Origin of the sequence: Pseudomonas silesiensis (assembly GCF_001661075.1) — a bacterium.
GTDB lineage: Bacteria > Pseudomonadota > Gammaproteobacteria > Pseudomonadales > Pseudomonadaceae > Aquipseudomonas > Aquipseudomonas silesiensis.
This window is the reverse complement of sequence record NZ_CP014870.1, coordinates 1550789-1568940: the sequence shown is the minus strand read 5'-3', so window position 1 is coordinate 1568940 and position 18152 is coordinate 1550789. Positions and strand designations below refer to the sequence as shown.

16 protein-coding genes are annotated in these 18152 nt (G+C 59.0%); 10 read left to right on the top strand and 6 right to left on the bottom strand.

The features are described 5' to 3' along the window. Positions 1 to 63: 63 nt before the first annotated feature. Complete coding sequence (locus PMA3_RS07150) at positions 64 to 1779, top strand: cation:proton antiporter (protein WP_064676502.1); 1716 nt, start codon at positions 64 to 66, stop codon at positions 1777 to 1779. Between the two features lies 1 nt (position 1780). Here PMA3_RS07150 and PMA3_RS07145 read toward each other — a convergent pair whose 3' ends face one another. Continuing rightward, positions 1781 to 2989 carry an ammonium transporter gene (locus tag PMA3_RS07145; RefSeq protein ID WP_064676501.1) on the bottom strand — a complete coding sequence of 403 codons (1209 nt, stop codon included), beginning with the start codon at positions 2987 to 2989 and terminating at the stop codon, positions 1781 to 1783. A gap of 304 nt (positions 2990 to 3293) precedes the next feature. Here PMA3_RS07145 and PMA3_RS07140 point away from each other — a divergent pair, with 304 nt between their 5' ends. From PMA3_RS07140 to PMA3_RS07110, 7 genes are all read left to right on the top strand, one after another. Continuing rightward, a complete protein-coding gene (locus PMA3_RS07140) occupies positions 3294 to 3608 on the top strand; it encodes an ElaB/YgaM/YqjD family protein (RefSeq protein ID WP_064676500.1) in 315 nt (104 codons plus the stop codon). 2 nt (positions 3609 to 3610) lie between these two features. After that, a complete protein-coding gene (locus PMA3_RS07135; RefSeq protein WP_064676499.1) occupies positions 3611 to 4000 on the top strand; it encodes a phage holin family protein in 390 nt (129 codons plus the stop codon). Next, positions 3997 to 4338 carry a hypothetical protein gene (locus PMA3_RS07130; protein ID WP_064676498.1) on the top strand — a complete coding sequence of 114 codons (342 nt, stop codon included), beginning with the start codon at positions 3997 to 3999 and terminating at the stop codon, positions 4336 to 4338. Before PMA3_RS07135 ends, PMA3_RS07130 begins: the two co-directional genes overlap by 4 nt. Positions 4339 to 4493: 155 nt before the next feature. Continuing rightward, on the top strand, positions 4494 to 5822 hold the full coding sequence (locus PMA3_RS07125) for a deoxyguanosinetriphosphate triphosphohydrolase (protein ID WP_064676497.1): 1329 nt from the start codon (positions 4494 to 4496) through the stop codon (positions 5820 to 5822). Positions 5823 to 6001: 179 nt separating this feature from the next. After that, a complete protein-coding gene (locus PMA3_RS07120; protein ID WP_064676496.1) occupies positions 6002 to 6394 on the top strand; it encodes a response regulator in 393 nt (130 codons plus the stop codon). 254 nt (positions 6395 to 6648) lie between these two features. After that, positions 6649 to 7275 carry a response regulator transcription factor gene (locus PMA3_RS07115; protein WP_064676495.1) on the top strand — a complete coding sequence of 209 codons (627 nt, stop codon included), beginning with the start codon at positions 6649 to 6651 and terminating at the stop codon, positions 7273 to 7275. An 8-nt stretch (positions 7276 to 7283) separates the two neighbouring features. Further along, positions 7284 to 10931 carry a transporter substrate-binding domain-containing protein gene (locus PMA3_RS07110; RefSeq protein WP_064676494.1) on the top strand — a complete coding sequence of 1216 codons (3648 nt, stop codon included), beginning with the start codon at positions 7284 to 7286 and terminating at the stop codon, positions 10929 to 10931. A gap of 10 nt (positions 10932 to 10941) precedes the next feature. Here the strand turns inward: PMA3_RS07110 and PMA3_RS07105 are convergent, their stop codons facing one another. Further along, the gene (locus PMA3_RS07105; RefSeq protein WP_064676493.1) at positions 10942 to 11424 is read right to left on the bottom strand and encodes a GAF domain-containing protein; all 483 of its coding nucleotides are present in this window, start codon (positions 11422 to 11424) and stop codon (positions 10942 to 10944) included. Continuing rightward, complete coding sequence (locus PMA3_RS07100) at positions 11421 to 12311, bottom strand: ATP-binding protein (RefSeq protein ID WP_064676492.1); 891 nt, start codon at positions 12309 to 12311, stop codon at positions 11421 to 11423. Before PMA3_RS07100 ends, PMA3_RS07105 begins: the two co-directional genes overlap by 4 nt. A 165-nt stretch (positions 12312 to 12476) precedes the next feature. Here PMA3_RS07100 and PMA3_RS07095 point away from each other — a divergent pair, with 165 nt between their 5' ends. Next, positions 12477 to 14798, top strand: a complete 2322-nt coding sequence (locus tag PMA3_RS07095) for a hybrid sensor histidine kinase/response regulator (protein WP_064676491.1) — start codon at positions 12477 to 12479, stop codon at positions 14796 to 14798. Here PMA3_RS07095 and PMA3_RS07090 read toward each other — a convergent pair. From PMA3_RS07090 to msrB, 3 genes are all read right to left on the bottom strand, one after another. After that, entirely contained in the window at positions 14782 to 15243 is a 462-nt protein-coding gene (locus PMA3_RS07090) for a MarR family winged helix-turn-helix transcriptional regulator (RefSeq protein WP_064676490.1), read from the bottom strand. The two genes, PMA3_RS07095 and PMA3_RS07090, sit on opposite strands and share 17 nt — an antisense overlap. Beyond that, positions 15240 to 15725 carry a glutathione peroxidase gene (locus tag PMA3_RS07085; protein ID WP_064676489.1) on the bottom strand — a complete coding sequence of 162 codons (486 nt, stop codon included), beginning with the start codon at positions 15723 to 15725 and terminating at the stop codon, positions 15240 to 15242. The genes PMA3_RS07090 and PMA3_RS07085 overlap by 4 nt, the downstream gene beginning before the upstream one ends. Positions 15726 to 16006: 281 nt before the next feature. Then, the gene (gene msrB, locus PMA3_RS07080) at positions 16007 to 16402 is read right to left on the bottom strand and encodes a peptide-methionine (R)-S-oxide reductase MsrB (protein WP_064676488.1); all 396 of its coding nucleotides are present in this window, start codon (positions 16400 to 16402) and stop codon (positions 16007 to 16009) included. 226 nt (positions 16403 to 16628) lie between these two features. Between msrB and PMA3_RS07075 the strand changes: the two genes are divergently transcribed. Beyond that, a complete protein-coding gene (locus tag PMA3_RS07075) occupies positions 16629 to 17840 on the top strand; it encodes a pyridoxal phosphate-dependent aminotransferase (protein WP_064680628.1) in 1212 nt (403 codons plus the stop codon). Positions 17841 to 18152: the final 312 nt, after the last annotated feature.

The following is an 18152-nucleotide window of genomic DNA, read 5'->3' as shown; positions in this document are numbered from 1 at the left end:
CGCGATGCTCGCGGCTTTTTTGCTTCTACGCTTGAGTAGCCAGACCCATTGTCGGAGTTTTGTGTGTTCGCCAACCTGTTGATCATCTTCGCCGCCTCCCTGGTGGTGATTGCACTGTTCCAGCGCCTGCGCTTGCCGCCGGTGCTGGGCTACCTGTGCGTGGGGCTGATGATCGGGCCGACCGCATTCGACTGGGTCAATGAAAGCGAAGACTTGCCGGACCTCGCCGAACTGGGGGTGGTGTTCCTGCTGTTCTCCTTGGGGTTGGAGTTTTCCCTGACGAAGATGCTCGCGTTGCGTCAAGTGGTATTTGGCCTCGGCAGCCTGCAGGTGTTGGGCACCGCCATACTGCTTGGGGGATTGCTGATGTTGCTCGGCGTGTCGACCACACCGGCGTTGTTGCTCGGTGCCGGCTTGTCGTTGTCCTCCACCGCCATCGTCAGCAAGGAGCTGAGCAGTCTCGGCGAAATTTTCAGCAGCCACGGCCAGAATGCAATCGCCGTGCTGCTGTTCCAGGACGTGGTGGCGGTGTTGCTGCTGACGATGGTGCCGGTGTTCGCCGGCAGCAGCGATCAGGCCTGGTACTGGGCGCTGCCACTGACACTGGGCAAGACAGGGGTGTTGTTCGTCGGCCTGCTGCTGGTCAGTCGCTGGATCCTGCCACGGCTGTTCCATGAAGTAGCGGCAGCCCGCTCCGCCGAGTTGTTCGTGCTGCTGGCGCTGGTCATCGTGCTGCTGACGGCCTGGTTGACCCACCTGCTCGGCCTCTCCCCGGCCCTGGGTGCATTCCTGGCCGGCATGCTGTTGGGGGAAAGCCACTACCGGCACCAGATCGAAGCCGACATCCGTCCGTTTCGCGACATTCTGCTCGGTGTGTTCTTTGTCAGCATCGGCATGCTCATCGACCTGCAGTTGTTCGCCAGCCACGGCCTGCTGATATTCGGCCTGACCCTTGGGCTGTTGCTGCTCAAGGGCAGCGTGGTTGCGCTCCTGGTCAAATGGCGTGGCAGCGATGGTGAAACCGCCTGGCGCAGCGGCCTGGCATTGGCCCAGGGCGGAGAGTTCTGCTTTGCGCTGATGGCGCAGATGCAGCAGAACAAACTGATGCCCGCCGATTTTGGCGGCCTGCTGCTTGCCGCCACTTTCTGCTCGATGCTGCTGACGCCCTTGCTGTTGCGTGCAGCGCCCCGCATCGCAATCTACCTGCACCGCAAGCCCAACGAAGAAGCGAAACTCGAGGAAATCAGCGCACTCAACGCCGACCTGCATCAGCATGTAGTGATCTGTGGCTATGGTCGTGTCGGCCAGTCAATCGGACGCGCACTGCGCAATGCGCAGCAACCCTATATCGCCCTGGACACTGACCCGGTGCGTGTCCAGGAAGCCGCCGTGGATGAAACCTGCGTGCATTATGGCGACTCGCGCCGCGGTGAAATGCTGGTCGCGATAGGGCTGGAGCGCGCCAGGCTGCTGGTGATCGCCGTGGACCAGACTGACATCGCCTTACTGATCCTCAAGGAAGCGCGGCGACTCAATGCGTCCGTGCCGATTCTGGTGCGCACGCGCGACGACAGCCAACTGGCCGAGCTGAAGGCCTCCGGCGCCAGCGAAGTGGTGCCGGAACTGCTGGAGTCAAGCCTGATGCTCGTCTCCCACGCACTGATCATGGTGGGGTTACCCGCCCATCAGGTGCAGGAGCGCGCCGACCAGATCCGGCACGACCGCTATCGCCTGTTGCACGGTATTTATCCCGGCGCAGCAGACGATGAAGAGCATTGACTCAGTCCTGGCTGACCGCGCCGATCTTGTGCACCGACAAGTCCGCGCCGTAATACTCTTCTTCCTGACTCAGACGCAGGCCATGGAACGCCTTGATCACGCCATACACGGCAAAGCCACCGACCAGCGCCACCACCACCCCCAGCGCAGTACCGATCAATTGGCTGATCAGGCTGACCCCGCCCAGACCACCCAATGTGACCTGGCCGAAAATGCCGCAGGCGATTCCACCCCAGACGCCGCACAGGCCATGCAACGGCCACACCCCCAGGACATCGTCGATCTTCCATTTGACTTGGGCGGCGGTAAAGCACCCGACAAACAGCGCACCGGCAACGACACCGGTCACCAGCGCCCCCACCGGATGCATCAGATCGGAGCCGGCGCAGATTGCCACCAACCCTGCCAACGGGCCGTTATGCAGAAAGCCCGGGTCATTACGCCCGACGATCAGCGCGGCCACGGTGCCACCGACCATGGCCATCAGCGAATTCACCGCCACCAGTCCACTGAGACCTTGCAGGGTTTGCGCACTCATCACGTTGAAACCGAACCAGCCGACGATCAGGATCCACGAACCCAATGCCAGGAAAGGAATGCTCGAGGGTGCGAACGCGACCAGTTTTCCGTCGCGATACCGCCCATCCCGTGGCCCGAGCAACAACACCGCCGCCAGTGCCAGCCAGCCACCCATGGCGTGGACCACCACCGAGCCTGCGAAATCATGGAAGCTGGCGCCAAAGCGTTCCAGCAACCAGGCTTGCACGCCAAAGTTGCCGTTCCAGATCATGCCTTCGAAAAACGGATAGATGAACGCCACGATCAAGGCCGTCGCGCACAACTGCGGGACAAACCGGGCTCGCTCGGCGATCCCGCCGGAAATGATCGCCGGGATCGCCGCGGCGAACGTCAGCAGAAAGAAAAACTTCACCAACCCGTAGCCGTGATCGGCGTTGATCACCGCGGCCGGTTGCATGAAGCTGACCCCATAGGCAATCCAATAGCCTATAAAGAAATAGGCCAGGGTCGAAATCGCGAAGTCGCTGAGGATTTTCGCCAGGGCGTTGACCTGATTCTTTTGCCGGACCGTGCCTACTTCCAGGAAGGCAAAACCGGCGTGCATGGCCAGCACCATGACCGCGCCGCCGAGAATGAACAACGTGTTGGAGCTATGGATCAGAGTGTCCACAGCGCTTTGCAGATTTTCCATGGGATTGGCAGACCTGAAGGCTAAAAAAGCACCAAAGCAGTTCGCAAAGAGAATTCATGCACCAAGTTGTAACCTTTTCGGATCATTACAGGGATCCGATGAGCCACTTTGGCGCACAAGGTTGGAACCTTTGCGCGAGTTTTGTTTATTTGAGATAAGGTTTCGCTCAAATCATGCCCGACAACAGCGCGACGGCGCAGGCGGACGCACCACGACGTAGCAAAAGTTGTACCAGTCATTTGTACTGAACCTTCACCCAAGGCTCATACTCGAACGCAACAGACGCCACCTACGGAGATCCACAATGGCCAGTATCAAGGCAAAGACTGCTCAAGAAGTTCTGATGAATGACTTTCAAACACTGGTCAGCGACACCGAGCGGTTGCTGGAACACACGGCGACGCTGGCCGGGGATCAGGCCGATGAATTGCGCTCGCAAATCCATGACAGCCTGCTGCGTGCCCGGGAAACCTTGAAACTGACCGAAGACTCCCTGCGCGAGCGCGGCAAGGCCGCCGTTACCGCCACTGAAGACTATGTTCAGGCCAACCCATGGCAATCGGTCGGGATAGCGGCGGGCGTGGGCTTCCTGATTGGCCTGCTGGCCACTCGGCGCTGATTATGGCGATCGGCGAATCCGGCTCGTCCGCGACGGGCCCAAGCTCCTCACCGCGACGCCTCGGTGCCGCTTTTCTTGGACTGCTGCACAGCCATGTCGAACTGTTCGGCATTGAGTTGCAGGAGCAAAAGGCCCGCACCGTCAGCCTGTTGCTGTTTGCCGGCCTGGCGCTGGTGTTTGCCTTGCTGTTGCTGGTGGGCTTGTCGACGCTGGTGTTGATCCTGTTTTGGGACACCTATCGCCTGCCGGCCATCATCGGGCTTTGCGTGTTTTATACCCTCGCGGCCATCTTCTGCGGGATGCGCTTGAGAGCGGCGATTTTCGATGAATCCTCGCCCTTTCACGGCACGCTGGAAGAATTGGCCAATGATCGGGAGCGCCTGCTGCCATGAGCCTGCCTGCATTGCCTCATAACAACTCGCGTACGGAAATGCGCAAGGCCTTGATCCGCCTGCGCATGGAAATGCATCGCCAGGAAATCCGCCACGAATCCGCGCAACTGCTGCAACCCCTGCAGCGTGTGCGCGGGATGACGCAAAATCTGCAGGGTGGTTTCGGCATCAAACACGCCCCGCTCTGGGGCATGGCGGCCGTGACGTTGCTGGGCTTTCTGACCGGCAAGGGCGCCAGGAGTGGCGGCACCAGCAGCCTGACCCGCCTGGTTCGATTGGGGACCACACTGGGTCCGCTGATCAAGCTGGTCATGCAAGGTTCCTCGCGCAACCCTTAGGCCATGGCTGGCTGGCTGCATGCTTGCCACGGCACCGGGATGACCCTCTTTAGCGGGGGGTTCATCCCGGCGAGCCTGTGGGTGTTTTTCCCTTGCAGGCCATGGCGCGAACCCGGAAGCTTAGGGATTCAGTCACCTGACGGAGAGAACGAGCCTTGGATTGGCAAACTTTGCTTACTCGCGAACGCCTCGGAAAGCCTCTGCACAGCCCGGAAGAACTCGGCCGCAGCCCTTTTCACAAAGACCATGACCGCATCATTTTTTCGGGAGCGTTTCGCCGCCTCGGGCGCAAGACACAGGTTCATCCCGTCACCAGTAACGATCACATCCATACGCGCCTGACCCATTCGCTGGAAGTCAGTTGCGTCGGCCGCTCGCTGGGCATGCGCGTCGGTGAAACCATCCGCAGTGCCCTGCCCGACTGGTGCGACCCCAGTGACCTGGGGATGGTCGTGCAATCGGCCTGCCTGGCCCATGACATCGGCAACCCGCCCTTCGGCCACTCCGGCGAAGACGCCATCAGGCACTGGTTCCAGCAAGCAGCCGGCCGTGGCTGGCTGGATGCCATGAGCGAAGTCGAACGCGATGATTTCCTCAATTTCGAAGGCAACGCCCAAGGCTTCCGGGTACTCACGCAGCTGGAATATCACCAGTTCGACGGCGGCACCCGGCTGACCTACGCCACCCTGGGGACGTATCTGAAGTATCCATGGACGGCAAAACACGCGGACTCACTGGGCTACAAGAAGCACAAGTTCGGCTGCTACCAGAGTGAATTGCCGCTGCTGGAGCAGATCGCCCAAAAACTCGGCCTGCCGCAACTCGAGGAACAGCGCTGGGCGCGTCATCCACTGGTGTACCTGATGGAGGCTGCCGACGACATCTGCTACGCGCTCATTGACCTGGAAGACGGCCTGGAGATGGAGTTGCTGGAGTATGCCGAAGTCGAATCGCTGCTGCTGGACCTGGTGGGTGACGATTTGCCTGAAACCTATCGCCAGCTCGGTCCGCAGGATTCGCGCCGGCGCAAACTGGCGATCCTGCGGGGCAAAGCCATCGAACACCTGACCAATGCCGCGGCCCGCGCCTTTGTCGAGCAACAGGACGCGTTGCTGGCGGGCCTGCTGCCCGGCGATCTGGTGGAGCACATGCATGGCCCCGCCAAGCGATGCGTGTTGAATGCGAAGGACATGGCGCGCAAAAAGATCTTCCAGGACAAGCGCAAGACCCTGCACGAAATCGGCGCCTACACCACGCTGGAAATCCTGCTCAACGCCTTCTGCGGCGCGGCGCTGGAACAGCACAACGGACGCACGCCTTCCTTCAAGAGCCGGCGCATCCTCGATCTGTTGGGTAACAATGCGCCCGATCCTTGCGGTCCCTTGCACACCTCGTTTCTGCGCATGATCGATTTCATCGCGGGCATGACCGACAGCTATGCCAGCGACATGGCACTGGAAATGACCGGTCGCTCCAACCATTGACGCGAGCCGATCGGCCATTTCGACGCCCGAAATGGCCGATCAGCGCTTGAAAATCCAAGTACATTCAACGCTCGCTGAATCCCCCTACAGCTCGTGGTAAGTGTTCTGATCGTCTATCCGGGATTCTCACTCAATAATCACACTCCACTGTGCTCGACAGATGAAGCGTGAGTAATTCCATGTTCGAAGACAATCTGCGCATCCTGCTGGTAGAAGATCACCCTTTTCAGCTCAGGGCGACCCAGTGCCTGCTCGAGAGTTACGGCTTCACTCAATTGACCCCCGCCGCCAGTGCCGAAGGCGCGATACAACATATGTTCAGGGCGGCGCGACCCTTCGATATCCTGTTGTGCGATCAATGCTTGCCCGATCTTCCCGGCCTCGAGCTGATCGAGTACGCCAGCCACCGGGGGATGATCAGGCAAGCCATACTTCTAAGCAGCCTGACACCCGTTGAACTGGACGAATTAAAACATTTGGCCAACGAACATCGATTGCCCTTATTGGGTTGTCTGGCCAAGCCATTGAAACAATCAGAATTTTTAAATCTGTTGACCTTGACCTCACTATAAACAACGTTGAAACCCAGATACTAAAAACCCTACTGGAACACAATTTGAAACTTCAAAAACAGCAGTTCAAACACCTCGTCTAAACGCATGCCGCTGACACCATCTTCACAAAAAATCCAGTTGATACGTAGTCCTAATCTTTTTCACTTGTAGGAATCTTCCTATATTGCTGCAGCAGGTCCGTCAGCTCATGCGTCGCCTCAACTATCTGAGCTAAGGTGCGCGCTTTATTCGCGCTCGTATGGGATTTGATTATGAACTCCGTTTTTATCGTCGACGATCACCCCGTCATCCGTCTTGCCGTCCGAATGCTGCTCGAACATGAAGGTTACAATGTCGTCGGCGAAACAGATAACGGGGTCGATGCCATGCAGATGGTTCGCGAATGCATGCCTGACCTGGTCATTCTCGATATCAGTATTCCCAAACTGGACGGACTGGAAGTTCTCGCTCGTTTCAACCAAATGTGTACGCCGATAAAGACACTGGTACTCACCGCCCAATGCCCGAAACTTTTCGGTATTCGCTGCATGCAGTCCGGCGCAGCCGGCTATGTATGCAAACAGGAAGAGTTGAGTGAACTGGTCAGCGCCATCAAAGCGGTATTATCAGGTTACAACTATTATCCGAGCCAGGCCCTGAATCCTGTTCGTGGCGATGATGTGCACTTTGCCGAACTGGAGTTGTTCAAGGCCGTCAACGATCGCGAACTGATGGTCATGCAACTTTTTGCCCAGGGCCGCACCAACAAGGACATTGCCAAAGGCATGTTTTTGAGCAACAAGACGGTCAGCACTTATAAAAAACGACTCATGCAAAAACTCAAGGCCAAATCTCTGGTTGAGCTCATCGAGATGGCAAAACGTAACGCATTAGTGTGAGAAGCAGGATGCCCAGCCGCATAAAGGACTATCTGATACTCATGGCCGCTGGTTTAAGCCTGAGCACCTCGGTGCCCGCCGCACACACCTCCAGTGAAAGTCTCACCCTGCTCAGTCGTTCGTCGGCCGCACACCTGGAAGTGCAACTGGATCAATCCCAGCGACAATGGATCAAGAACAAGCGTGAACTGATTCTCGGCACGTCCGCCCCGGATTATCCACCCTTCGATCTGACCGTCAGCGGTCACGAGTATGAAGGTTACACCGCCGACTATGCCGGTATCCTGGGCGAGTCCACCGGCTTGGCGATCAAGGTCCAGCGGTTCGAATCCCGGGGGGCGGCGATCCTGGCACTTGAAAACGGCGAGGTGGACCTGCTCGGTTCCGCCAACGGGTTCGAAGCTCACAATGCCCTGGATATCGTACTGTCCGAACCCTACGCCGTCGATCAACCGGTGCTGGTGACCCGGGAAGACGAAAGCAGGTCCCTGAGCGATGGTCTCGCCGGTTTGCGGCTGAGCATGGTGTATCACTATTTGCCGCTGGAGGAAGTCAAGGCCGTTTATCCCCAGGCGATCATCACGTCCTATCCGTCCTATCAGAATGCGATCAATGCCGTGGCTTTCGACCAGGCCGACGTCTTCCTCGGCGATACGATTTCAACCCACTACATGATCAACAAGGGCTACCTGAACAACATCCGCATGGCCAATTTCGGCAAACACGAAGCGCAAGGTTTCAGCTTTGCCGTGAACAGGAACAACCCCGAACTGCTCGGGATTATCAATGCGATGCTCAAGGCTGTTTCCACCGGCGAGCGAGAAAGCATTGCCAAGCGCTGGAGCGCGGGCAGCGACATTCTGCTCACCGATCAAAAACTGCAGCTCAGTGACATCGAAGAACGCTGGCTGGCGCAACATCCGGTGGTGCGGGTGGTGGTCAATGAGGCGTTTGCGCCGCTGACGTTTTTCGACAATGACGGCAACTTTCGAGGCATTACCGCAGACTTGCTGGAACTGATCAGGCTGCGTACCGGTTTGCGCTTCGACATCCAGCGCAGCCGCAGCGATGGCGAGATGATCGAGCAGGTCAACACCCGACAAGCCGACCTGATCGCCGCCCTGCTTCCCAGCGCCCAACGTGAAGCGAGCCTGAGCTTCACCCGCCCATACCTGCAAAACTCCTACGTCCTGCTGACCCGCAAATCCGCCAATAGCCCGACCAGCCTTGCTCAATTGCAGAACAAACGCCTGGCGATCGCTCAAGGCAATCCTATGGTGGATGACTTGCGCCGCGAGTTCCCGCAGATCAAGTTGATTGAAACCCCGGACACCTTCAGCGCCGCGGAACTGCTGGCCGAAGGCAAGGTACAGGGTGCGGTGAGCTCGTTGGTGGTTGCCAACTACTTCCTGTCATCGCGGGTTTTCGAACACACCCTGCGAATCAGCAGCACCCTGGGAACCCGGCAGGCTGCATTTTCCCTGGCGACCGGCCGGGACGCCCGCGAGCTGAACGCCATCCTCGACAAGGCGCTGCTGAGCATCACGCCGGAAGAACTGGGCATCATCAACAGTCGCTGGCGTGGTTATTCGGCGACCTCGCAAAATCCCTGGCGCAATTATCACCGACTGTTTTTCCAGATCGTCATCGGCGCCGGCGTGCTCCTGCTGATTTCCGTTGCCTGGAACGCTTATATGCGTCGCCAGATCAAACAGCGCAAGGCGGCCGAGCGTGCGTTGAACGATCAATTCGAATTCATGCGATCGCTGGTCAACGGCACACCGCATCCCATCTATGTGCGCGATCGCCAAGGGCTGCTGCAAAGCTGCAACGACAGCTACCTGCAAGCCTTCTGCGCGAAACGTGAACAGGTCATCGGCAAAAGCGTCATGCAGGGCAACATGAGCAACGCTTTCGAAGCACGGGAATACCAGGCCGACTACCAGCGCGTCGTGGCCGAAGGCATGCCGCTGATTCTCGACCGGCCGCTGCACATCGGAGGCCGCAGACTGACGATCTACCACTGGATTATCCCCTACCGCGATTCGAGCGGTGAAGTGCGGGGCATCATTGGCGGCTGGATCGACATCAGCGAGCGGCGGCAATTGCTCGATGAGCTGCGCTTCGCGAAAGAACGGGCCGATGAAGCCAACCGGGCCAAGAGCACGTTCCTGGCGACCATGAGCCATGAGATCCGCACGCCGATGAACGCGGTCATCGGTATGCTCGAACTGACGCTCAAGCGTATCGATCACCGGCACCCGGACCGTCCGGCCATCGATGTGGCGTACAACTCGGCAAAAGACTTGCTCGAGCTGATCGGAGACATTCTCGACATCGCGCGGATCGAGTCCGGCCGCCTGAGCCTGAGCCCGGAACGCGTCAACCCACGTGAGATCGTGACCTCGGTGATTCGGATTTTCGAAGGACTGGCACGTCAGAAAAATCTTGAACTGCTGTTGGAATTTCACCCTGCCAATCCGCGGGTCGATGTCGTTTTGGACCCGTTGCGCTTCAAGCAGGTGTTGTCCAACCTGATCAGCAACGCCATCAAGTTCACAGAGCTTGGTCAGGTCAGGATCAGCGTGGAGCTGCAACCCTCCGACGAGCCCGGGCACATCCGGATGTTGTTGCACGTTCAGGACAGTGGCATCGGCATCAGCGAACAGGATCGGCAACGGTTATTCGAACCTTTCGCCCAAGCCGATCATTGTGAACAGTCAAGCAGAGGTGGCGCAGGACTGGGCCTGGTGATCAGTCGCAGTCTGTGCGAGATGATGGGCGGCAGCCTGCAATTGAGCAGCCAGCCGGGTGTCGGCACTCAGGTCCAGGTTTCGCTTTGCCTGGCAACGCTGCCATGCGAGCAGCTCCCTGAGGTTGTTGAAGCGCCCATCCATGCCACAAGGTCGCCCCTGAACGTCCTGGTGGTGGACGATCACCCGGCCAATCGCTTGCTCATGTGCCAGCAGCTTGAGTTTCTGGGGCATCGATTCAGTGTCGCGGCGGATGGCGAGGCAGGTTTCGAAACGTGGCAAGCGCAGACGTTCGATCTGGTCATTGTCGATTGCAACATGCCGATCATGAATGGCTACGAATTGGCCGGCGCCATTCGCCGACAGGAACAAAAAACGTCACGCCCTCCCTGCACCATTCTGGGGTTCACTGCCAACGCACAGCCGGAAGAAATACAGCGCTGCAAACAAGCCGGCATGGACGACTGCCTGTTCAAGCCCCTGACGCTGTCGGCCTTGAGCCAATGGGTTGAACGCATCGAGCCCACCGTCCGCGATCCGGCCTTCAGCGTGAAAGGGCTGCACCAGTTGACAGGGGGCAACCCGGTTCTGGAGCGGCGACTGTTGACCGAGCTGTTCAACAGCAACCGGTCGGACCGACAAGCGCTGCTGGCATTGACCCCCTCCGGGGACCGGCAGTCATTCCTCGATATTGCCCACAAAATCAAGGGCGCAGCCCGCATTGTCCAGGCCTCCCGCTTGATCGACAGCTGCGAGGCGCTGGAGAGCGCCTGCCATGAAGTGTTCCATCGCGCCAACGTCATTGAATGCAGCAATGCCGTAGGGAGTGCCCTGCTCGAATTGGAGCAGGCGCTGCAACAGCAACTTCGACAAAACGACGACAGCAAAATGAAAGAGGCTTAACCCTGCATGATCAGCAGTCAGTCAGGCGCAGGAAAATCGCCGCCAGTTGTTCGATACCCGCTTGATCTTCAGCGGTAAACCGCGCGAGCTTCGGGCTGTCGAGGTCCAGCACGCCAATCAACCGACCGTTTTTGACCAGCGGCACGACCAGCTCGCTATTGGACGCGCTGTCGCAGGCGATATGCCCCGGGAACGCGTGCACGTCTTCGACCAATTGGGTGCGCAAGGACGCCGCCGCAGTCCCGCACACACCGCGGCCGAACGGAATTCGCACGCAGGCGATCTGGCCTTGAAACGGGCCCAGTACCAGCTCTTCATTGCGATTGAGGTAGAAACCGGCCCAGTTCAAATCATCGAGCTGGTTGTACAGGAATGCCGAAAACTGCGCCGCGTTGGCAATGAAATCACGTTCATCCGCCAGCAATGATTCCAGCTGAGCCCACAGCATCCCGTAGCCTTCGAGGCCCTGGCCGCTTTTTTGCAAATCGATCATGCCTTATGCTCCAACAGCTTGAGCCCGACCCAATAGCGGGCAAATTGATAGGCACATCGTCCGTTGCGATTGCCCCGGCCTGTGGCCCAGCGCACGGCGAGAATGTCCAGCTCTTCATTGCGTTGCCACTCGAGGCCGGCCTTGTCGGCCAATTGACCAATCCAGTGTTCGACGACGTTGAGGAAGTGCTCCTGGGTAAACGGGTAGAACGACAGCCACAAGCCAAAACGGTCCGACAGGGCGATCTTGTCTTCCACCGCCTCGCTGGGATGGAGTTCACCGTCGACCCTTTTCCAGTTTTCGTTATCGCTTTCCTTTTCCGGCACCAGGTGCCGACGATTGGAGGTCGCGTAGAGCAACACGTTATCCGGTGCCTGCTCGAGAGAACCGTCCAGCACACTTTTGAGCACGCGATAATCGCCCTCGCCCGATTCGAACGACAGGTCATCGCAGAACAGCACGAAGCGCTGGGGCAGTTTGGCGACCTGTTCGACAATGCGTGGCAAGTCCGCCAGATGATCGCGTTCGATCTCGATCAGCCGCAGCCCCGCCTGGGCGTGTTCGGCCAGCAAGGCGCGCACCAGGGACGATTTGCCGGTGCCGCGCGAGCCCCAGAGCAAGGCGTGGTTGGCCGGCATGCCGTCGAGGAACTGTTGGGTATTGCGCCCCAGTTGCTCCACTTGCCGGTCGACGCCGATCAGGTCGGACAACCGCGTGTCGAGGCTGACGTGCAGCGGCAACAGAAAACCGCTGCGCCCTTCACGTTGCCAGCGTGCGGCCAGGCAGTGTGTCCAGTCGATGGTTTGCCGGGGTGCGGGCAGCAGCGGTTCGATACGGGCCAGCACGGCATCGGCGCGTTCAAGAAAAGCATTCAATCGGGAATCCACGTCTTCTCCTCGGACACGTTCACAGTAATGATGCGTTACAGCGACCCAACACAGCGTACGATGTCCCGTTTAGCCCTTGAACAAGGGTTACACAGGACCATCGGGATCCATGCATGATCGACTATGCTTGAGCAGCGAAGGGAAACGGAAGTGGTTCAACACCCCATGGATATCAAGTTCACCAACCGGCTGTCCTACAAGCAAGCCCGGCTGACCGTGCTGGTTGGTTTCATTCTGGGCACGCTGCTCAGTCTGCTGCAAATAGGCATCGATTATGCCAGTGAAGACGCCTCCATCAACCGCGAAATCCAGTCACTGCTGGAAATCAGTCATAACCCCGCTTCGCGCATCGCCTACAACATCGACGCCGAACTCGCCCAGGAACTGACCCTGGGCCTGCTGCGCTCGCCCGCCATCATCGGCGCGCAATTGACCGACAACAACGGCACGGTGCTGGCCAAAGTCAAACGCCCTGGCCTGCAAAGCGGGTACCGGCTGATCAGCGACTTCCTGTTTGGCGCCAACCGGCACTTCGAAGACCGCCTGTACCTGGATCATTTACCGTCCGAATCCCTCGGCACCCTGCGCCTGGACGTCGACACCTATTCATTTGGCAGCCGGTTCCTGCGTAGGGCCGAAGTCACCTTGCTCAACGGCTTCGCCCGTAGTCTGCTGCTGACCGGCATTCTGCTGGCGCTGTTCTATGTCATGCTGACCAAACCCCTGGTACGGGTGATTCGTGAACTCAGCGGCCGTGATCCGCGCGGTGTCGAACCGACGTGGCTGGAGTGTCCCGCCGGTCATGAAAACGATGAGATCGGCGTGCTGGTCAAAGTTGCCAACAAGCAATTCGAAAACATCGCCACCGAAATCCATCAGCGACGCAATGCCGAAAACCGTCTGACCGACTACCTCGGACAACTGGAAAACATCGTGTCGGCCCGGACCGCGGAACTCAAGGCCATCAACACCCGGCTCAGCCAGTCCAACGAGGAATTGGAAGTCGCCCGCCGCACCGCCCTGGACATGGCCGAAGCGCGCTCGGCGTTTCTGGCCAACATGAGCCACGAAATCCGTACCCCCCTCAACGGATTGCTGGGGATGATCGCGCTATCACTGGATGGCCCCCTCAATGCCGAGCAACAGCAACAGCTGTCCATTGCCCACGACTCGGGCAAAGTGCTGGTGGAATTGCTCAACGATATCCTCGACCTGTCGAAATTCGACGCCGGTCAGCTTGAACTCGAACACATTCCATTCGATCTCGGCTCGCTGATCGAAGACACCGCCAACCTGCTGTCGCAGAACGCGGCACCGAGCGTCGAGCTGACCTGCCTGATCGACCCGCACTTTCCGGCGCTGGTGCTCGGTGACCCGACCCGGGTCCGGCAGATTGTCAGCAACCTGTTGTCCAACGCCCTCAAGTTCACCCGGTTTGGTCGGGTCGATGTGCGCCTTTCCACGTTCGGGGACGGCGTCAGAATCGAGGTCTGCGACACCGGCATCGGTATCGCCCAGGAAGCCCAGGTCAAGATCTTCCAGCCCTTCACCCAGGCGGGTGCCGGCATTACCCGGCAATTCGGCGGCACTGGCCTGGGCCTGGCACTGACCTACAACCTTTGCGAAGCCATGCAAGGACGCCTCACCATCAGCTCCGAAGCCGGTTTCGGCAGCCAGTTCTGCGCCGACCTGCCGCTGCCTTGCCACACCCGCGCCCTGGCGCCGGCAAAGTTAACGGGCAAGGTCATCGCGATCACCGCCGCCAGCAGCGGCCTGGCGGAACTACTCAAGAGCCTGTTGCCGGGTTGGGGCCTGGAGTATCAGCAACGATCGATGGACGACTCCTTGATCGGACTCGACCCGGATGTGGTGATCACCGACTGCCCCGAATGCCTGTTCGTCCTGCGCCCCACCTGCAGTGCACCGATTTTGCTGGTGACCGCCTACGGCAGTTTCCTGCCCAGCGAAGAAGCCAGCGCCCTGGCGCCGTTGCAGCAACAGGCACGACCTCTGGCGCGTAATGCGCTATACCAGACTCTGCGGCGGGTGCTGCATCCGGATATCAACACCATCAACGATGCCCGACTCGACAATCGCTCACTGTTGCGACGCGGACGGGTGCTGCTGGTGGAGGACAATCCGGTCAATCAACTGGTGGCAAAGGGCATGCTTGGCAAACTTGGCTGCGAGGTGATCGTCGCCGCTCACGGTGCCGAGGCCCTGGATCAACTCGAGCACGATGAGTTCGATCTGGTGCTGATGGACTGCAACATGCCGGTGATGGACGGTTACGAAGCCAGCCGGCAGATCCGGCGCAGCGGACGCTGGCCACAGCTGCCCATTGTCGCCTTGACCGCCAATGCGATGTCCGAAGAACGCGAACGCTGCCGTGCAGCGGGCATGAGCGACTACCTGGCCAAACCGTTCCGCCGCGAAGAACTGGCCGCCCTGCTGGATTTGTGGATGCCGACTACGACAGTGCCTTGATCTGGCCCAACAGATGATCGAGACCTTCACGCAGATTATTCAGGCGATCCAGATCGACACCGCTGTCACACAACAGACGTGCCTTGAGCGGTCCCACTCGCGCGCGCAACGCCTGGCCATGGGGTGACAGGCTCAGGTGCACTTCACGCTCATCCCGCGCCGAACGCTGGCGCTGCACCAACTGCAACTGCTCAAGCCGCTTGAGCAGCGGCGTCAACGTGCCGGAGTCCAGCGCCAGGCGTTCGCCCAATGCCTTGACCGTCGGCTGCTCCGGGGTCGCTTCCTGCCATTCCCACAGCACCAGCATCGCCAGGTATTGCGGATAAGTCAGGCCGAGCTGATCGAGCATCGGCTTATAGGCGCGGATGACCGCCCGGGAAGCGGCATACAATTTGAAGCAGAGCTGGCTGTCGAGCTTCAGGGAATCGACGGACAAGGTATTCATTTGAGCAGGGCTTCGATCTCGCGGCTCAGGTCCTGCGGCTTGGTCGCCGGCGCGAAGCGCTTGACCAACTGGCCGTCCTTGCCGATCAGGAATTTGGTGAAGTTCCACTTGATGCCCTGGGAACCCAGTACGCCCGGTGCGCGCTTTTTCAATTGCACGAACAGCGGATGGGCGTCTGCACCGTTGACTTCGATCTTTTTGAACAGCGGGAAGCTGACGCCGTAGTTCAATTCGCAGAACTCGGTGATCGCCCCTTCGTTACCTGGCTCCTGCTGGCCGAACTGGTTGCAGGGAAAGCCGAGCACCACCAGGCCTTGGTCCTTGTAGGTCTGCCACAGCTCTTCCAGCCCTTTGTACTGTGGTGTGAAGCCACATTTGCTCGCGGTGTTGACCACCAGTACGGCTTTGCCGGCGTAATCCGCCAGGGTCTTTTGCTCGCCTTTGATGGTGGTGCAGGGAATGCTCAGCAGGTTGTCGCTCATGATCTGGACTCAGAAGGTAGGGCAGGTCCGATAAAGATAGCGAGCAATTGAATTGTGTGCAATTTAATAAATCGATTGTTGGGTGTCTGTCAGGTACAACCGAATCTTCCAAACTGGACTCGATTCCTGTGGGAGCGAGCTTGCTCCGGGCGGCGTTCCGACGATGGTCGTTAACGATGACGCGTGTTTACTGGCTAAACGCGGCGCTCTCGAGTACATCGCGAGCGAGCTCGCTCCTACAGTTTCCTTGACTGGCTGGCATTAGGTCCACTAGCCCGGTGTTACTCGCGCGGCACCAGATCCAGACACACCGAGTTGATGCAATACCGCAGCCCGGTCGGCGGCGGACCATCCGGGAACACATGCCCCAGGTGCGCCTCGCATTTGGCGCAAACCACCTCGGTGCGAATCATCCCATGGCTGACATCACGGATCTCCACCATGGCGCTGTCGCCGATCGGCGCGTAGAAACTCGGCCAGCCACAACCGGAGTCGAATTTGGTCTTGGAATCGAACAGCGGCTCGTTGCAGCAAATGCAGTGATAAATGCCGTCAACCTTGCTGTCATTGTATTTGCCGGAAAACGGACGTTCGGTGCCCTTGAGGCGGCAAACGTTGTACTGCTCCGGATCGAGCATCGCCTTCCATTCTTCCAGGGTTTTTTCCAACTTTTCCATTGTCACACCTCAGCGGCTGAAAAAGCCCGATCTGTACCTTTTCCACGGATCGGGCGGCACGTATGATTGCGCCTCGTCAAACGCCAGTCTGGCAGCCAGACCACGCGCATTCAAACGGATTTATGGGTGCTGCATCTCAAGGCGTCAGACCTGTGTGAATACGCAGGATTCCCAGCACGGTCGTTCACACGCCGCCTGGATCGTTCATTTTCGGGAACACATCGCCATGCAGGTCAGCAAATCGAACAAGCTCGCCAACGTCTGCTACGACATTCGCGGCCCAGTGCTCAAGCACGCCAAGCGCCTGGAAGAGGAAGGCCATCGCATCCTCAAGCTGAACATCGGCAACCCGGCGCCCTTTGGTTTCGAAGCGCCGGATGAAATTCTCCAGGACGTGATCCGCAACTTGCCGACCGCCCAGGGTTATAGCGACTCCAAAGGCCTGTTCAGTGCGCGCAAGGCCGTCATGCAGTACTACCAGCAAAAGCAGGTGGAAGGCGTCGGCATCGAAGACATCTACCTGGGCAACGGCGTTTCCGAGCTGATCGTGATGTCGATGCAGGCCCTGCTCAACAATGGCGACGAAGTGCTGGTGCCGGCCCCTGACTACCCGCTGTGGACCGCCGCGGTGAGCCTGTCGGGCGGCAACCCGGTGCATTACCTGTGCGACGAACAGGCCAACTGGTGGCCGGACCTGGCCGACATCAAGGCCAAGATCACCCCGAATACCAAGGCGCTGGTGATCATCAACCCGAACAATCCGACGGGTGCCGTGTATTCGAAAGAAGTCCTGCTGGGCATGCTGGAACTGGCCCGTCAGCACAACCTGGTGGTGTTCTCCGACGAAATCTACGACAAGATCCTGTACGACGATGCCGTGCACATCTGCACCGCTTCGCTCGCGCCGGACCTGCTGTGCCTGACCTTCAACGGTCTGTCCAAGTCCTACCGCGTGGCCGGATTCCGCTCTGGCTGGATCGCCATTTCCGGCCCGAAACACCACGCCCAGAGCTACATCGAAGGCATCGACATACTGGCCAACATGCGTCTGTGTGCCAACGTGCCGAGCCAGCATGCGATCCAGACCGCCCTCGGCGGTTATCAGAGCATCAATGACCTGGTGCTGCCGCACGGTCGCCTGCTGGAACAGCGCAACCGTACCTGGGAATTGCTCAACGACATTCCGGGCGTGAGCTGCGTCAAGCCGATGGGCGCACTGTATGCCTTTCCGCGGATCGATCCGAAAGTCTGCCCGATCCACAACGACGAAAAATTCGTGCTCGACCTGCTGCTCTCCGAAAAGCTGCTGGTGGTGCAAGGCACGGCCTTCAACTGGCCATGGCCGGACCATTTCCGGGTCGTGACCCTGCCGCGGGTCGACGACCTGGACATGGCCATCGGACGTATCGGCAATTTCCTCAAATCCTATCGCCAATAAGCGGATATCACCCAGCGGCGCGTCCTGAAGTCGCCGGGTGATTGATTCAGCAACATATCTTTGCGCCCTGTCTTCCATCACGCCTGCCACGGCTGACCGAGGACAGGTTGCTTGCTCGCGCCTAACAACGACGGGGCCTGCGAGGTCAATTGGCTGACAAACCCTTTCCCCCATCAGCGTCGGAAATGTCCTTCAACCAGCTAGACTTTCGTTGTAGGACACAGTTTGAAATAGTCACTCGGTTGAATAGCCCGGTGCAGCACCTTATATACCCCGCAGTACGCTACATCTTTAGCATGAGGAGATTTCTAC

Bases quoted from the DNA above. Each gene is read 5' to 3' on its own strand.
- PMA3_RS07145 (WP_064676501.1), bottom strand. From the start codon at position 2,989: ATGGAAAATCTGCAAAGCGCTGTGGACACTCTGATCCATAGCTCCAAC.
- PMA3_RS07140 (WP_064676500.1), top strand. From the start codon at position 3,294: ATGGCCAGTATCAAGGCAAAGACTGCTCAAGAAGTTCTGATGAATGAC.
- PMA3_RS07135 (WP_064676499.1), top strand. From the start codon at position 3,611: ATGGCGATCGGCGAATCCGGCTCGTCCGCGACGGGCCCAAGCTCCTCA.
- PMA3_RS07130 (WP_064676498.1), top strand. From the start codon at position 3,997: ATGAGCCTGCCTGCATTGCCTCATAACAACTCGCGTACGGAAATGCGC.
- PMA3_RS07120 (WP_064676496.1), top strand. From the start codon at position 6,002: ATGTTCGAAGACAATCTGCGCATCCTGCTGGTAGAAGATCACCCTTTT.
- PMA3_RS07115 (WP_064676495.1), top strand. From the start codon at position 6,649: ATGAACTCCGTTTTTATCGTCGACGATCACCCCGTCATCCGTCTTGCC.
- PMA3_RS07110 (WP_064676494.1), top strand. From the start codon at position 7,284: ATGCCCAGCCGCATAAAGGACTATCTGATACTCATGGCCGCTGGTTTA.
- PMA3_RS07105 (WP_064676493.1), bottom strand. From the start codon at position 11,424: ATGATCGATTTGCAAAAAAGCGGCCAGGGCCTCGAAGGCTACGGGATG.
- PMA3_RS07095 (WP_064676491.1), top strand. From the start codon at position 12,477: ATGGATATCAAGTTCACCAACCGGCTGTCCTACAAGCAAGCCCGGCTG.
- PMA3_RS07090 (WP_064676490.1), bottom strand. From the start codon at position 15,243: ATGAATACCTTGTCCGTCGATTCCCTGAAGCTCGACAGCCAGCTCTGC.
- PMA3_RS07085 (WP_064676489.1), bottom strand. From the start codon at position 15,725: ATGAGCGACAACCTGCTGAGCATTCCCTGCACCACCATCAAAGGCGAG.
- msrB (WP_064676488.1), bottom strand. From the start codon at position 16,402: ATGGAAAAGTTGGAAAAAACCCTGGAAGAATGGAAGGCGATGCTCGAT.
- PMA3_RS07075 (WP_064680628.1), top strand. From the start codon at position 16,629: ATGCAGGTCAGCAAATCGAACAAGCTCGCCAACGTCTGCTACGACATT.